Annotated in this window: 15 protein-coding genes; 10 read left to right on the forward strand and 5 right to left on the reverse strand. The window is 44.1% G+C overall.

Features of this window, described 5'->3' with window-relative positions; translation table 11 throughout:
* Window positions 1-2134: CHAT domain-containing protein (locus ACM0OZ_RS27310; protein WP_414585969.1), on the forward strand; the 2134-nt coding region annotated here is incomplete at its 5' end.
* 374 nt (window positions 2135-2508) lie between these two features.
* Here the strand turns inward: ACM0OZ_RS27310 and purB are convergent.
* Entirely contained in the window at window positions 2509-3804 is a 1296-nt protein-coding gene (gene purB, locus ACM0OZ_RS27315) for an adenylosuccinate lyase (protein ID WP_414585971.1), read from the reverse strand.
* A gap of 696 nt (window positions 3805-4500) precedes the next feature.
* Here purB and ACM0OZ_RS27320 point away from each other — a divergent pair.
* A complete protein-coding gene (locus ACM0OZ_RS27320; RefSeq protein ID WP_414585972.1) occupies window positions 4501-5604 on the forward strand; it encodes a DNA topoisomerase IB in 1104 nt (367 codons plus the stop codon).
* A 21-nt stretch (window positions 5605-5625) separates the two neighbouring features.
* On the opposite strand, the gene ACM0OZ_RS27325 is transcribed toward ACM0OZ_RS27320, so the two are convergent.
* Window positions 5626-6237: a DUF411 domain-containing protein gene (locus tag ACM0OZ_RS27325; protein ID WP_414585973.1), complete on the reverse strand. Its 612-nt coding sequence runs from the start codon at window positions 6235-6237 to the stop codon at window positions 5626-5628.
* A gap of 212 nt (window positions 6238-6449) precedes the next feature.
* Between ACM0OZ_RS27325 and ACM0OZ_RS27330 the strand changes: the two genes are divergently transcribed.
* The 4 genes from ACM0OZ_RS27330 (at window position 6450) to ACM0OZ_RS27345 (ending at window position 7322) form a co-directional block, all read left to right on the forward strand.
* Window positions 6450-6689, forward strand: coding sequence for a hypothetical protein (locus ACM0OZ_RS27330; protein ID WP_414586029.1), 240 nt, complete (start codon window positions 6450-6452; stop codon window positions 6687-6689).
* 146 nt (window positions 6690-6835) lie between these two features.
* Window positions 6836-6919, forward strand: coding sequence for a hypothetical protein (locus ACM0OZ_RS27335; protein WP_414586030.1), 84 nt, complete (start codon window positions 6836-6838; stop codon window positions 6917-6919).
* Window positions 6920-7090: 171 nt separating this feature from the next.
* Window positions 7091-7234 (forward strand): zinc ribbon domain-containing protein, encoded by a 144-nt coding sequence (locus ACM0OZ_RS27340; protein ID WP_414585974.1) that lies wholly within the window; start codon window positions 7091-7093, stop codon window positions 7232-7234.
* Entirely contained in the window at window positions 7200-7322 is a 123-nt protein-coding gene (locus ACM0OZ_RS27345) for a zinc ribbon domain-containing protein (RefSeq protein ID WP_414585975.1), read from the forward strand. The genes ACM0OZ_RS27340 and ACM0OZ_RS27345 overlap by 35 nt, the downstream gene beginning before the upstream one ends.
* A 244-nt stretch (window positions 7323-7566) precedes the next feature.
* On the opposite strand, the gene ACM0OZ_RS27350 is transcribed toward ACM0OZ_RS27345, so the two are convergent.
* Complete coding sequence (locus tag ACM0OZ_RS27350; RefSeq protein ID WP_414585976.1) at window positions 7567-9537, reverse strand: NACHT domain-containing protein; 1971 nt, start codon at window positions 9535-9537, stop codon at window positions 7567-7569.
* An 83-nt stretch (window positions 9538-9620) separates the two neighbouring features.
* The gene (locus tag ACM0OZ_RS27355) at window positions 9621-11963 is read right to left on the reverse strand and encodes a pentapeptide repeat-containing protein (protein ID WP_414585977.1); all 2343 of its coding nucleotides are present in this window, start codon (window positions 11961-11963) and stop codon (window positions 9621-9623) included.
* Window positions 11964-12323: 360 nt separating this feature from the next.
* Between ACM0OZ_RS27355 and ACM0OZ_RS27360 the strand changes: the two genes are divergently transcribed.
* The 4 genes from ACM0OZ_RS27360 to ACM0OZ_RS27375 all read left to right on the forward strand — a co-directional run bounded on the left by ACM0OZ_RS27360 (window position 12324) and on the right by ACM0OZ_RS27375 (window position 13853).
* Window positions 12324-12737: a helix-turn-helix domain-containing protein gene (locus tag ACM0OZ_RS27360; protein WP_414585978.1), complete on the forward strand. Its 414-nt coding sequence runs from the start codon at window positions 12324-12326 to the stop codon at window positions 12735-12737.
* Window positions 12704-13267, forward strand: a complete 564-nt coding sequence (locus ACM0OZ_RS27365) for an RNA-guided endonuclease InsQ/TnpB family protein (protein ID WP_414585980.1) — start codon at window positions 12704-12706, stop codon at window positions 13265-13267. Before ACM0OZ_RS27360 ends, ACM0OZ_RS27365 begins: the two co-directional genes overlap by 34 nt.
* Window positions 13155-13412 (forward strand): zinc ribbon domain-containing protein, encoded by a 258-nt coding sequence (locus ACM0OZ_RS27370; protein ID WP_414585981.1) that lies wholly within the window; start codon window positions 13155-13157, stop codon window positions 13410-13412. Before ACM0OZ_RS27365 ends, ACM0OZ_RS27370 begins: the two co-directional genes overlap by 113 nt.
* Before the next feature lie 222 nt (window positions 13413-13634).
* Window positions 13635-13853, forward strand: a complete 219-nt coding sequence (locus ACM0OZ_RS27375; protein WP_414585982.1) for a WD40 repeat domain-containing protein — start codon at window positions 13635-13637, stop codon at window positions 13851-13853.
* A gap of 14 nt (window positions 13854-13867) precedes the next feature.
* Here ACM0OZ_RS27375 and ACM0OZ_RS27380 read toward each other — a convergent pair whose 3' ends face one another.
* Window positions 13868-14785, reverse strand: coding sequence for a glycerol acyltransferase (locus ACM0OZ_RS27380; RefSeq protein WP_414585983.1), 918 nt, complete (start codon window positions 14783-14785; stop codon window positions 13868-13870).
* Window positions 14786-15153 lie beyond the last annotated feature (368 nt).

The raw sequence follows: 15153 nt of genomic DNA on the forward strand, positions 1-15153 counted from the left end.
ACCTTTGTATCAACGTTCACTAGCAATCTGGGAGAAGGTACTGGGCAAGGAACATCCTGATGTTGCCACTAGCCTCAACAATTTGGCAGCACTGTACCACACACAGGGGAACTATCAACAAGCGGAACCTTTGTTTCAACGTTCACTAGCAATCAGGGAGAAGGTACTGGGCAAGGAACATCCGGATGTGGCACAAAGCCTCAACAATTTGGCTCTACTTTACCGGGCACAGGGGAACTATCAACAAGCGGAACCTTTGTATCAACGTTCACTAGCAATCTGGGAGAAGGTACTGGGCAAGGAACATCCTGATGTTGCCACTAGCCTCAACAATTTGGCAGCACTGTACCAGGCGCAGGGTAATGTTACCCGCGCCATTGATTTTAGACAACGTGGGCTAGAGGTTGAAGAAAATAATTTAGCGCTGATCTTTGCTGTTGGTTCAGAAGAACGAAAACAAGATTACGTTAGAACCTTTGCAGGAACAACCTATCGTACCATTTCTCTATCTCTCCAAGAAGCTCACAACCACCCAAGAGCAGCGCAGCTAGCACTCACCACAGTGCTGCGTCGCAAAGGACTGGTGTTAGATGCAGTGGCTGACAACGCTCAGATATTGCGTTCTCAACTGGCGAATAAGCCAGAAATCAAAAAATTATTTGATGAGTGGTTAAATGTCCTACAGCAGCAATCAAAGCTGGTGTACGGAGAACAAAGAACACAAACACCTGACAAATACAAAGCGACATTTGAGCAATTGGAAGCTCAAAGGCAACGGTTGGAAGGTGCTATTAGCGCTCAAAGCGCTGAATTTCGTAACGAAATACAACCAGTGGAGTTAGCAGCAATTCAAGCAAAAATACCTAAAGACGCAGCTTTGGTAGAAATTGTACAGTATCAACCTTTCAATGCCAAAGCTAACAAGCCCAATGAACAATGGGGCAAACAGCGTTATGCTGCTGCTGTGCTGCACTCTGTTGGAGAGCCGAAATGGGTTGATTTGGGAGAAGCCGCAGTGATTGACCAGTCCATTATCGATACGCGAGCAGCCTTGACAAACCGCACGCTTCTCAAACCAGCACAGGAACTTGCCCGGAAACTGGATAAGCAGGTTATGGCACCCATCCGTCCTCTACTAGGAAATGTGCGTCACGTCTTACTTTCCCCCGATGGGCAGTTGACACTGTTTCCTTTTGAAGCACTTAGAGATGAGCAAGGACAATACCTGATTCAACGGTACACAGTATCTTATCTGACTTCTGGTCGGGATTTGCTACGGTTCCAATTGCCCGCCAAAAGCCGCTTTGAACCAGTGGTGCTAGCTGATATCGACTACGAACAACAGCAAACTACAGGTGAGAAACCAAAATTAACTAACGTGCGTAGCTCTCAAAAGCGACGTTCCGCTGAGCTAGCTTCCCTTAATTTTGAACCGCTTCCCAGTACAAAAGAAGAAGCAGCAGTGATTCAAAAAGTCCTCCCCAATGTTAAACTGCTTCTGGGTAAAGAAGCGACAGAAACTGCTCTCAAACAACTTCATGCTCCCAGCATCCTGCATCTGGCTACCCACGGTTTCTTTATCTCAGACCAAGAGCGAAGTTTAGATAGTCCGGGGAGTGTCAACTCAGACCAACAACAAAATTTCAATCCATCGTTCCCTGAATTCGGACAATCACAGCCAAAAGTTTTACAGATAGAAAACCCCCTATTGCGTTCTGGATTAGCATTAGCTGGTATCAACAAACGTAACAGAACTTCCGCAGACAATGATGACGGTGTTCTGACAGCCTTAGAGGTGACTGGACTGGATTTGCGCGGGACTCAGCTAGTGGTGCTGTCAGCTTGCGAAACAGGAGCGGGTGATATCAAAGTTGGGGAGGGGGTGTATGGGTTGCGGCGTGCTTTGGTTATTGCAGGTTCCTCTAGCCAAGTATTAAGTTTTTGGGCGTTGGGCGATGAGGAAACTAAAGATCTCATGGTGAAGTACTATCAAAAGTTAAAAGCAGGTAAGGGGAGACATGAAGCACTGCGAGAAGCACAGCTTGAGTTTCTCAATACCCCTGGTTATGAACATCCCTACTACTGGGCTAGCTTTACTCCCTCTGGGGATTGGACTCCGTTGAGCTTGAAATAATGAATTTTAGCCATTTTTCTCGTTCCCAGGCAGAGCCTTTTCTCGTTCCCTGACTCTGTCTGGGAATGATATCCTGGAGGCTCCGCCTCCTGAAGTTGACTGTCGAGGCAGAGCCTCAAGGAGTGCATTCCCAGGTGGAACCTGGGAACGAGGCAAGTTCCCCTCCTCGCTTGCGGGGAGGGGTTAGGGGTGGGGTTCTGTAATTATCAGTAATTTCCCGGACATCATATGATATCCTGGAGGCTCCGCCTCCTGAAGTTGCCTGTCGAGGCAGAGCCTCAAGAAGTGCATTCCCAGGTTCCACCTGGGAACGAGGCAAGGTTCCACCTGGGAACGAGGCAAACGAGGCAAGCGCTTAAGCGCTCACTACAACACTAAATTCCCAGTCGTTGGTAAACCTGCTCTAAGTGTCGCAGATGTTGCTGTGGATCAAAACACGTCTCAATTTCTGCTGGCGATAACTTTTGGGTAACGCGAGAATCTTTGACAATTAAGTCGTGGAAATTGCCGTCTGGTTTGTTCCAAGCAGTGTGAGCGTTTTCTTGCACGATCGCATAAGCTTCCTCGCGGCTCATTCCCTTGTCTACCAATGCTAGTAGTACCTTCTGGCTGAACACGACACCGCCATATAAATTCATATTGCGTTCCATGTTCTCGGGATAAACCAACAGGTTTTTCACTAACTCGGTTATTTCTTTGATCATAAAATGCGTCAATATGCAAGCATCCGGCAAAATTACCCGTTCTACAGAACTGTGGGAAATATCCCTTTCATGCCACAGCGCGACATTTTCCAAAGCAGCAACCGCATGAGAGCGGATAATTCGCGCCATTCCCGTTAACCGTTCCGAACGGATGGGGTTGCGTTTGTGAGGCATTGCTGAGGAACCTTTTTGCCCTTTGGAAAAGAATTCTTCGACTTCCAGAACGTCTGTTCTTTGCAAATTGCGAATTTCGACGGCGAAGCGTTCAATTGATGCGGTGAGTAAGGCTAATTGCTGGACGTAGTCGGCATGGCGATCGCGCGATATGACTTGTGTCGATGCTGCATCAGGTTGAAGTCCGAGTTTTTGGCAGGCGATCGCCTCTACGCGAGGTTCAATATTGGCATATGTCCCCACTGCACCAGAAATCTTCCCGACTGCGATCGTCTCACGCAAAATTTTCAAACGTTCTTGGTGTCGCAAAACTTCTGCCAACCACCCAGCCAGCTTAAAACCAAAGGTGATCGGTTCGGCGTGAATGCCGTGGGAACGTCCAATCATCACCGTAGTGCGATGTTCCTTTGCCTTTTGACGAATTGCCGAAATCAAATCTTCTAGGCGTTGCAACAACACATCCAAACTTGCAACCAGTTGCAGTGCCAAAGCTGTATCCAACACATCGGAACTGGTTAATCCCAGGTGAATGTAACGTCCTGCATCCCCTACATATTCATTAACATTTGTCAAGAAGGCAATCACATCGTGGCGGACTTCAGCCTCAATTTCCAGCACCCGCTTTGGATCAAAATTCGCCTTTGCCTTAATCTCCTCAACCGCCTCAGTTGGAATGTAACCCAACTCAGCCTGCGCCTCACAAACAGCGATTTCTACTTGCAGCCAGGTTTTTAACTTATAGGCTTCCGTCCACAGATTGCCCATTTCGGGCAAGGTATAACGCTCAATCACAGTCCGCCACAGAGTACAACCGTCATATTGTACAGAGAATAGTAGGAAATCATAAAGACTATTTACCAGACTTTTGGCAAAAGTTTGCTTTTCATTATAAAACTGACTTGCTTGATGTGTACATCATCACATATTTCAAGTTTGTATCTTTTGGATGTCGTATTATTGTTTACCCTAAAGGAAAATACAAAGTGGTATTTGTGGAAAATTTGTGTAGACTATAACCCCGGCGAGCTCGGGGTGTTTTTTATTGTATAAACATATACATTTTAATTTCTCTTCCTTCTGGATGTGGGTACTTGGCTAGCCATAAGGCAGAATAAAACAGCAATGCTTCTCCAGCATTTCTCTTCTCAATTACTACTAAAGCCTCTAGAGAAAACTAGAGGCTTTTCTTGAAAACTTTTTTTATTATTCAGATTCCCGACTTCGCCGAAGTTGTCGGGGATCTTGTTCAGGGCTTATGATTTAGGATTGCTATATCTCCTTTGTATCTTGATGAGTATGCTTTTGTGTAGATTGCAATGGAGTTGTCATTCGCTAAAGTACATCATAATACCATTTGGCTTAATAACGGCTAGATTCTTAATTAAGAGAAATTACTCCTAGTAATAGCCTATTTCAAAATCTAAAATTCAAAATCGTCATTCCAAAATGGTATGAGATGTTTTATTCAAAACTTGCCTTCCCCCACCTATGCAAACGCTTCAAAAGGAATTAATCAAAAAGGAAGTTGAAGCTGCACTCCAGATCGATCCTGTTAAATCAGCAAAGATAGTGGGATTGCGCTACATAAGCGATACGATTCCAGGAATTCAGCGTCAGCGTGTTGATGAGGAATTTTGCTACATTGACGCAGATGGCAAAGAAATCTGTGATGAGGAGGAGTTAAACCGCTTTAAGTCTCTTGTTATCCCGCCTGCTTGGACTGAAGTCTGGATTTGTCCGCTACCACATGGACACCTGCAAGCAACAGGACGCGATGCTAAAGGACGCAAGCAGTACCGTTATCATCAGCATTGGCGACAGGTACGCTCTCAAACGAAGTTTAACCGCATGATAGCCTTTGGGGAAGCACTGCCAAGTATCCGCAAGCGAGTAGAAGAGGATATGGGGCTTACGGGTATACCAAAACAAAAAGTGCTGGCGACTGTGGTGAAACTCTTGGAAATTACGAAAATTCGTGTGGGGAATGAAGAGTATGCCCAAACGAATAAATCCTTTGGCTTAACAACGATGCGCGATCGCCATGTTGATGTATCCGGTTCCAAAATTCGGTTTAAATTCCGGGGAAAAAGTGGCGTGGATCATGACATTGAATTGAGCGATCGCCGTTTGGCGAAAATAGTCAAACGCTGTCAAGATATCCCCGGACAAGAATTATTTCAGTATCTCGACGAAGAAGGACACCGTCAACCTATCGGTTCTGACGATGTCAATAATTATCTGCAAGAAATCACTGGTTTAGACTTTACTGCTAAAGATTTTCGTACTTGGGGTGGTACTGTTTTGGCAGCACAGGAATTATATGAAATGGGGCGATTTGAATCGCAAACACAAGCAAAGAAAAATGTGACTCAGGCTATCAAAAACGTCGCCGAACACCTGGGCAATCGTCCAGCGACTTGCCGCAAATATTATGTCCATCCTGCGGTTATCGATGCCTATATGGATGACTCATTATTTGAGTTTATGGAAGCATCGAATCAAAAAACAGCTTCACCGCACTCTCTACGTCCAGAAGAAGCAGCGGTTCTTAAACTGATAGAGCAGCATCTGTTGCAAGAAAGTAAAAAATAAACTTCTTGCAAAAGTCAATCGCTATAAATACTCATTAAACACCGCAACTCTGCTGTTGTTATCAAAGGAAAACACAGTAAATGGGTCTTTTTGATTCCCCATCTCCATCCCAGGAGTGCCTACAGGCATTTGGGGAACAGATAAGCCAAGCGAATTTGGCTTTTCTTGAAGCAGACGTTTGATATCTTGTGCTGGTACGTGTCCTTCAATAACATATCCATTAACAATTGCTGTGTGGCAAGATGTCAAGTTATCTGGCACGTTGTACTTTTGTTTTATTGCCTCAATGTCAGGTGTGCGAAAGTCTTTGATTTCAAAACCCTGTGCCTTTAAGTGGTTAATCCACCCACCACAACAGCTACAGTCGGGACTGCGATACACAGTAACATTTGGTGCTGTTGATTTTAATGCTATGTATTGGTTATGTATCTGCCTGGTTGTGCTGAGCAGTTGAGTATTGAGTGCAGCAGAAGTTGGAAAAACACCTTGAGCATGACTCACAGGAGCATTGCTTCCCAAGATGCCCAACACCGCTGCCGTTAGACAAATCGTTACCACTACTCTAGTGGCAATACGTAGCATGATGGGACAAAACGATTTTTGCCACCAATATATCAATTGTTTGTGCGACATCTGAAACTTCCTAAGTCCTGTGCTATTTGACAAAAAATGTCGCGTTTTTAATTTTATTAAGTACATATATGTAGATAACTGCGGTTTTTGTTAGACATTATGCTTTCTTCATAATAACCAATCAACTTGTCGAACTCACGTCATGATATGAAATCCGGTAGTATCTGAATGATTAAAAAACCGCAGAGACGCCGAGGGCGCAGAGAAAAGCACTGCCAAGTATCCGCAAGCGAATAGAAGAGGATATGGCGCTTACCGGTATACCAAAACAAAAAGTGCTGGCGACTGTGGTAAAACTCTTGGAAATCACGAAAATTCGTGTGGAAAATGAAGAGTACGCCCAAACAAATAAATCCTTTGGCTTAACAACCATGCGCGAGCCTCCTATGTCCTTCGGACACGCTGCGCGTTCACGAAGTGTGCCCGCAGGGCTTACGGAGGAGCTTCGCTAACGCCACGTTGATGTATCCGGTTCAAAAATTCGCTTTAAATTCCGGGGCAAAAGTGGCGTGGATCATGACATTGAATTGAGCGATCGCCGCACATCTCACCAGATGCGGTCAGAAAGCTTTTAAAACGAACTGCTGATATCAGTGATATCGATATTAAGGTACATCCTCATATGTTTAGACACGCTTGCGGTTATTTCCTTGCAAACAAGGGGCTAGAAACTGTAACTTGATTCCTGCTCACTTATACTCATTGCTGTTCATTTTTGGATAGCTCTGATATAAGTTGGTCAACAAATTCTCTAAGTCGCTCTTGCCAATCAGGAACGGTTTTGAGTCTTTCTTTTTGCCCTTCATAACCTCTAAAAGAAATAATTCCCTAGCTTGCTAAAGCAATCGCTGATATGTCGTTTTTTGAATTTCGTCGCCAGTTAACCTACAAATGCGAATTGTATGGTTCAAACCTGGTTGTAGTTGACCGATGGTTTCCAAGTTCTAAGACCTGTTCTAACTGTGAAACCAAAAAAGAAACACTCGGACGCTTATGAGCGAGTGTTTGAGTGTGGTCATTGTGGCTTTGTCATTGACCGCGATTTGAACGCAGCAATTAATTTGAAGCGAAGCGGTTCCTTTTAGGAACTAGAACGCGGTCAGTTAGACCGTATGAGCCTGTGGACTGGTTAACGCCGACGTTGCCAGGATGAAACAAGGAAGTAAACGAAACTCAAGTCAAGTTGAATAGCTTTGATAGGTATTGGCTAGGTTTGAGTAGGATTTATGTAACGGTACAACACTCGCAAGATTCAAGATTATTTAGGACACCGCAATATCAATTACACCGAGCATTACACCAAGCTAAACGCTAACCGATTTAAGGATTTTACTTGGGATGTGTGAACTCCATTTGGGCAAAGTGGTCTTGCAGCAGTTTGTGGATGAAGCGATAGCGACCGCCGACACGTTGGAGTAACATACGTTCTGTGCAGTAGTTGAGGAATCGGGCATAGTTCCAGGGGATGTAGCCGTTGCGGTAGAGGACGAGACGCAGGATAAAGTGTTGAAGGACAGCTTTACCACCAAAATTACTCAACCCTAAACCCAACCCTAAACTCAATCCTCCTATCAGCGGTGCTATCGGCGGTGCTATCAGTTTTAGTATCGGCTCTCCTATCAGCCCGACTATCAGCCCTAAAAAAACAGCATTTCTTGCAGTTTTCCAAATCCCTTGATTAGGACTCTTTTTATTTTCTATAAAGTCAGGTTGCCCTCCTATAAGCAATGGAATCAGTCCGAATATCGGCATTAAAATATGCCCGAAATTCTGCATGAAAAGAGTCCCTAAATACCGCCAATCATTCCCCACTACTAGCAATAGAAACAGCATAAAAAAAATCAGCGTTAGTATCAGCAGTATCGCCCGGTTAACAATAGTTTCTTTAGATATTTTCAAAAAAGTTATTTGTTCCTTTAGCTCTATTTTTTCTAGAGAATCTCCAAAAGACTGCCTAAAAGACAGCACAACGAACAGCCCAACAAGCCAATAAGGCAACGCAACATACAACCCAAGAAGCCCAAAAGACAACCCAAAAATCAGGACATAAATCAACCTCGATATCACTCTATACATTCTCTTTTGAGCTTTTATCTTTAATAAAGAGGGCTGGATTTCTTCAATTAAAAATTCGGTTTTTGATTCTTTTTGTAACTGCTGTGCTAACCAAACTAGCCACATACGAGTTTGTCTAGTATTAGGGGGTTTTTTCTTAGCGTATGTCTTACTTTCAATATCCTGTGCTAGCATTCGGTTCACATAGGCATCTAGCAATTCCTGAATCCGGTCTGAAGTAGATGGTAACTGCTGCCAACGGTCAATAGATATCTCTTGAAAAGCTAAAATAGTAATGCTAAGTAATAAAGGTGTTCTTACTAAGTCTAGTAACTCTGAGTCTGGATTGATTGTTTGCCATAAATCGGCATGGTTAACTTCAATAAGATAATTATGAATTTGGTGATTAGTTAAAGATTGTAAATAGATAGCTCCATTTAATTGAAGCTTAGGTTCATAGTTGTCATATTCTTGGCTTCGGCTACAAACAACTAAATATTGAGGGTGGTATTCTCCTTCTAACAATTGATTAATAGCGTTAACACAAGATTCTTGACGTTTTGATTCCAGTTCATCTAAGCCATCTAATAGAGGTAGGAGTTGACGTTGTTTAACCCACTCCTTACCAAGTTTCCTTGAAACACCATATTTAGAGTTAAGTTCAGCTACCAACCACTCACTTATAGATTGATGGTCATCTTTCCAAGAGGAAAGGTTGAACAACACAGGAATGGGGTAAACTGGCTTTTTTTCCGCTCGTTCAATTAGGTCTTTTGCTAGTTCTAACAGAGTGGTTGTCTTACCTGCACCTGGCGCACCCAAAATTAACAACCTACCTACTATTTCTTCGGAATCAAAGACTTCCAGAATGCTAGTATTCTCTGGAATCGCTTCGGGAGGCTTTGACCCAATTTTTACTTCAGCATCCCAAAGTTGTTTTACTTGCTGGGGCTGTGATTCCTTTTCCAAGTTAATCAGTACAGCATTGTGTAGAGACTGGTTCAATCGTGACGCAACTTCCTGCTCTACATCTGCAAGCAGTAAGCGTTGGTTATGTTCACGTTGTGGATTGCCTACTGGTGCTAGCTGCTGCCCAAAGAACAAATTCCTGATATTCCAGATATCGCCCCCTATCCGTTGGGCGTTAACCGTGTCAGCATTGATAAACCCACCACCAAATTGGGCGTTGCGTAGGTCATTGTTAGTGACCTTTTCAGGGTCTTTAGGGTCTTCTGACTCCGGCATACGCTTAATCTAGGCGTTCTTGGTTGTCTGTATTATATATGTCTCCACTTAGGAGATGGCTTTGAGCTATATTTCTTAATAGACTATTTCTTCTTCAGTACGGGAGTCAAATGTTCTGGAATACCATCTAGCTGAATAACACTGCACCCAAGCTTATAAGCAAATTCAACAGATTCTCCAGCACCCAGTGCATTGTAAAAGCCTGTTGCAAATTTAATTGCAGCTTTATCACCAATCTCCTTGTTCATTCCAATCACATATGGAATATGCTTAACAATGGCATTTGCTTGAACTTCTGAGTAACAAGCGTTGAGAACAACACACTCAACGTTAGAAGCAAATAACTCAAACAATCCAGCCAGTGCGACGGTATCTACTAATCGCACATTTCCGGTTTCATCCTCCAGTGCCAAACCATCATCCCCTGAACCATGACCGCTAAAATGAACAATTTGCGGTTTGAAGTCCAGTAATGATTGGTAAACCTCTTGAACACGCACAGCCCAGCGTTGTTTCAGGTCAAACAGTTCCCGTTTTTTGGCTCGTTGCAATCCCGCATCAATTTCTCGTACCTCTTCACCTAATCGCAAAGGTGAGGTATTTTTCGGATTTGCTGCCAAAATTAGAATTGTTTTGACAGGAGAATTGTTATCTTCCGTTCGTGCAACTTGGTTGTAGTTGGTAATATCACCACCTATTTGATGAGCATTTACTGTCTCAGCGTCTACAAGACCACCACCGAATTGAGCGCCTTGTAAATTAAAGTTAGATTGTTTTCTAGGCATGGTATCTCCTTGGTTACTATAAGTTTGGGCATAAAAACTTGGGCGCTCTAGCGCCGTCATTACCATATTTTCTAATATATGAATTTGCTTTTCTTTTTCTGCTAAAAGTAACTTTATTTCACGTTCTGGTAAACCTTTAATCTGGTTATAACTATCAAAATATTCTGCACTCAGTTCCGATTTGTTAGCATCTGGCGCAGTTTTAGCACGAAGTAAAAATTTATCCTCACCTCGTACCTCCATCCCCACAATTCGCAAATCAGCATCTGGGTAATTCTCTGCTAACTGCTTGAATGAAATTGCGATCGCACGGGGGTCAACGCCTTGGTTGTGGTAAAGGTCGAGGGTGTCAACTATGGGTTTGATGAAGTCAGCAAAGTCACCATCAATAAAGATTTCATCCCAATTATCAGGTTTGCGGTGGGGGTTAGGATCATCTGGAGTGGGCACTCGCATAAAGATATACTCACATCTCACCCCATGCAGATTGGTGTGACTGGTGAGACCCCAGTCCTCAATGTAAGCCCCAGTAAGAGTGGCTCCAATTAAATCTGTTTCATCTAACTGGGTTTGTACCAGCTTGGCACGAGATAAATCTACATCTTGCAAATTAGCCTTATTTAAGTTTGTAGCGATGAAGCTAATATCTTGTAGCTGTGCAGCTTTAAGATTAATACCTGACAAATTAAAATAGTCAAAATTTTGATTTTGTCCCTGTCTTGTCGTTACCAGTTGCCATACTTGCGGATACTTCAGATAGCTTTCACTGACACGAGCGTGATTCAGTTCTTTTGATAGGTACCAATCGGTACGGGTAAGGTTAGCATTTCGGAAGTCGCTACCTTTGAGCGTCGCCTTGGTAAAGTCTGCGTCAGTGAGGTCAGCTTTTTGAAAAGATGTACCTCCCATAGCAACAAAAGCGACCGCCATTTTGAAAATCAAAGTAAATTTTTCATCACAAGCCAAAGTCCGTAGACCAATGTAACCGCTCAACAAAGCTAAAATAACAGCCACAGTTACAACGATTACCTCGTTATGATGAGGTACGATCTTAAAAAAAGTTGGGTAAATAACCAGATACCAAAACCAAGCTATGACTCCAGCTACAGCGGTAGCAACAAGCTTAACTATAACCGCAGTCACTTTCTCAACCACAATTCCAGCTATGGTTATAGCAATAGCCTCAGCCATAACCGCAAATCCTACTCCAGCAAATATTACAACTACAAGCCCATAACTAGTTGACGCTATAGCTCCTAAACTTGCATCTACTGCTAAACGAGATCCCAAACCATACCGAATGGTAACAAAAAAATAGAGTGCAAACAGTGTTAAAGCAACTGTTCCAGGAAGAATAGTAAATATTTTTGTAGATTCAGGCTCTAGCAAGATGATTGCCCAACAGCTAGCGGTTCCTAAAAAGAATCCAGATAATGTTACTAGAAGGCATAAAAATGCCATCAAGACAACCAGCCACTGCTTCTGCAATCCTGCTTTAGCACCGCTGAAGTTAGCGTCTCTCAAGTTAGCGTTAGAAAAATCTGCTCCTCTAATATCTGCACCGCTGAAGTTAGCCCCTTCAAGGTTTTGACCTCTAAAGGAGCGTCCTCGGAGATTTTGACCGGAGTAGTCTAGCGGCATAGCTAGGCAAGGAAGAAGACCGTAAACACAGTTTTACTACAGATTCTATCCTGTGTTTTCCAGATTCTCGCCCAAACAGTGCTATAGCTACTAGTCTATTGTTGGATTAATTTTATCTTCTCGTGGGGGTCTGGGGGAGCTATAAGACCTCGCGCGAAATTTTCAATTTGGCGTGGGATACATGGACTCCCCACCCTTTGGGAAGTCAAAAATCAAAAGTCAAAAGTCAAAATTGAATTAAAGAATTATTATATTTTTGACTTTTGGCTTGATACTTTTGACTTCGAGCGAAGCGAGTGTGCCCCTTAAATTAACAATTAAAGGTTGCTTGGTAGTTAATAAACCCAGTATAATACTGGAATGCTGACGCTTAATTACCGCTATCGTATCTATCCCGATACCGCTCAAGAACAGATACTCATTGAGTGGATGGACATCTGTCGTGGCGCTTACAACTATGCGCTTCGAGAGATAAAAGATTGGTGCCTTGGTCGTAAGTGTTTGGTAGATAGATGCTCTCTTGAAAAAGAGTACATCCTCCCTCCTGAGCTGAAGTTTCCCAACGAAATTCAACAGCTTAACAACCTACCCAAAGCTAAGAAGGAGTTTCCCAGATTGGGTGAAGTTCCTTCTCAGGTTCTCCAGCAGACTCCCCTTGCAGTTGCATATAGCGTGGAAATACTTTCACTCTTAGAGGATTTGGCAATCCTCGTTTCAAGAAATATGGGCAGTTCAAGTCGTTGCTGTTTCCTCAGTTCAAGGAAAACCCAGTAACGAACTTGCATATTAAGCTGCCCAAGATTGGAGCCATCCCTATCAACTTGTACCGACCCATTCCTACAGGATTTGTGGTCAAACAGGTGCGAATCTTGAGGAAAGCTGATAGATGGTATGCCTCTATCTCGCTGCAATGCGATGTCAGCGTTCCCGACCCAATTCCTCATGGTCACCCAATAGGGGTTGACGTAGGCTTGGAGAAATTCCTGGCAACCAGTGATGGTGTTCTCGTAAGACCACCGAAGTTTTTTAAAGAATTGCAAGGCAAGCTGAAATTGCAGCAACGCAGACTCTCTAGGAAAAAGAAGCGGTCGAAAAACTACGAGAAACAACAGATTAAGGTTGCTAGGCTTCACCACCAAATCGACAACACGAGGAAGGACTTTCATTACAAACAAGCCCACGCCCTTTGTGATGCTGGTGATATGGTCTTCATGGAAGACTTGGATTATCGAACCAGTGCTAAAGGGATGTTTGGGAAACATATGCGCCACGGCTGCGTTTGGACAATTCAGGGGCATTGTTAAGTATGTGTGTTGGAAGCGTGGAAAGTTCTTCGCTGAAGTTGATGCGAGGGGGACTTCTCAGGAGTGTCCCGAATGTAGTGGTGAAGTCAAAAAAGACCTTTTGGTGAGAGTTCACGATTGTCCTCCGCAGTGGATACAAAACTGATAGGGACGTAGCAGCAGGTCAAAATATTAGAAACAGAGGAATTAAACTCCGACGTACCGTTGGGCAGACGGGAATCGAAAGCGCCTGTGCAGCCGATCTACCGGGGACTGATGAAAGTCAGTCTAGGCAAGTGGCGAAATCTCGCTCATAGAACAACCAGGAAACCGAAGAAGTGATTCAATGGATACGCCTACGCTGTAATCTATGATTCAGCGTAGGAGGATGTCACTAAAGTCGATTGCCCTCAGTCCTGATGGTCAAACTCTGGTCACTGGCAGCTTCGATGGAAAGATGAAGTTTTGGGATTTTAAGACAGGTGAGTGCTTAAAAACCTTTAGAACCGCCAGACCTTATGAGGGCATGAACCTTACTGGCGTTACTGGTTTAACCGAAGCTCAGAAATCCATGCTCAAAGTCTTAGGTGCGGTTGAGTTAGGTTGAATAATGACGAAATTTTATTTTTGTACTAGGTCATCTAGTTCGGCTTGCATATGAGCACGAAGGCGTTCGTAACAGGTATCTACGTAGGCACGGTCACGGGCGGCGGCACGACCGTAGCGCTCAAACACCATTGGTGCACAGACACGAGTATGGATCTGTATGGGGAGCGGAAAATTTGGTACAGGTCCAATCCCTACCCCCCAAGGTAGCCCAAGGTAAACTGGGAATACGCCCGTGTTCCCATCAGGTAACCAAGGAAAGCCCCATTCATGCAATTGTTTCACCTGCTGGTAGAGGTCAGCTAGCACAATTAGAGTTGAGTGTGCACCATGAGAAATAATCGGTACAATTGGCACCTCCTCCCGCAAAGCCAGCTTGATGAACGCCTTATTGTTTGCCAGATGAATTCGGTTTCGCCAAGTGTAGGGACGAAACAAATCCTGAGCACCTCCTGGGTAAACCAGTAGCGCTGCATCCCGTAGTAGAGCAGCACTCGCCATTTTGGGATGGGCGATAATAGCCCCAACCTGGGCACCCGGCACAGCGAAGATGGGGTTTTCCCAGGCTGACGGGTGCATCAAAGCGTAGGCTAATCGGTCATAGCCAAAGGTGTGGAACCAGTCATACATGAACATCGACGTATCTGGTGAAGCCAACCCGCCATTATGGGAACCGACAATCAACACTTTCCCAACCGATGGCATATGATGCCAGCCAGAGGTTTGAACCCGAAAATAGTAGCGGTAGAACCATCCCCAAATCGGCATCCAAGCTTTTATCGCCTCAGGGTTTCGCTCCGACAAAGACCACCCATCGAACCTACGATGAGATGCTTTCTCGTCAGCACCCGCGCTGCTATTGAAAATGCTTAACTTCTCTAATAGTTCGTCAAACGGGTTAGAAATTTTGTCGCTGTAGCCTTGGCTGCCCATAAAAATCTTCAAGTAGCTTAACAATAATTATTAAATTATTACCTCTTTTAACCACAGCGGCTTTATGGAATAAGCTAAGAAGATGATTCTGGAAAGAAATTGGCAATTCCGCGCGAACGCGTCGCTGAGTCCCAAGGGGACACGCTGGGCGTTGGCGGAGCCTGCGCTTTGCGCTTACGCTAACAAACATCTTTTTATAACTCGTTCCAAGTCAGAGACTTGGAATGCCGTGCGTGAGACAGAGTCTCACGATCACAAAGCTGCTAGAGGCAGAGCCTCCAGTAATGCATTACCATGCAGAGCATGGTAACGAGGAAAAAGCTCTCCAGGACTAGTGTTCGTCTTAAGTTGACACCAATGGTCACAAC

The organism is Scytonema sp. PCC 10023 (assembly GCF_963920835.1).
Taxonomy (GTDB): domain Bacteria; phylum Cyanobacteriota; class Cyanobacteriia; order Cyanobacteriales; family Nostocaceae; genus Kalymmatonema.

What these genes read in the sequence shown, in the direction of transcription:
- ACM0OZ_RS27355 (WP_414585977.1), bottom strand. Translation starts at nt 11,963, where the DNA reads ATGCCGCTAGACTACTCCGGTCAAAATCTCCGAGGACGCTCCTTTAGA.
- ACM0OZ_RS27375 (WP_414585982.1), top strand. Translation starts at nt 13,635, where the DNA reads ATGTCACTAAAGTCGATTGCCCTCAGTCCTGATGGTCAAACTCTGGTC.
- ACM0OZ_RS27350 (WP_414585976.1), bottom strand. Translation starts at nt 9,537, where the DNA reads ATGCCGGAGTCAGAAGACCCTAAAGACCCTGAAAAGGTCACTAACAAT.
- ACM0OZ_RS27370 (WP_414585981.1), top strand. Translation starts at nt 13,155, where the DNA reads ATGCTGGTGATATGGTCTTCATGGAAGACTTGGATTATCGAACCAGTG.
- ACM0OZ_RS27380 (WP_414585983.1), bottom strand. Translation starts at nt 14,785, where the DNA reads ATGGGCAGCCAAGGCTACAGCGACAAAATTTCTAACCCGTTTGACGAA.
- ACM0OZ_RS27340 (WP_414585974.1), top strand. Translation starts at nt 7,091, where the DNA reads ATGTCGTTTTTTGAATTTCGTCGCCAGTTAACCTACAAATGCGAATTG.
- ACM0OZ_RS27320 (WP_414585972.1), top strand. Translation starts at nt 4,501, where the DNA reads ATGCAAACGCTTCAAAAGGAATTAATCAAAAAGGAAGTTGAAGCTGCA.
- ACM0OZ_RS27325 (WP_414585973.1), bottom strand. Translation starts at nt 6,237, where the DNA reads ATGTCGCACAAACAATTGATATATTGGTGGCAAAAATCGTTTTGTCCC.
- ACM0OZ_RS27360 (WP_414585978.1), top strand. Translation starts at nt 12,324, where the DNA reads ATGCTGACGCTTAATTACCGCTATCGTATCTATCCCGATACCGCTCAA.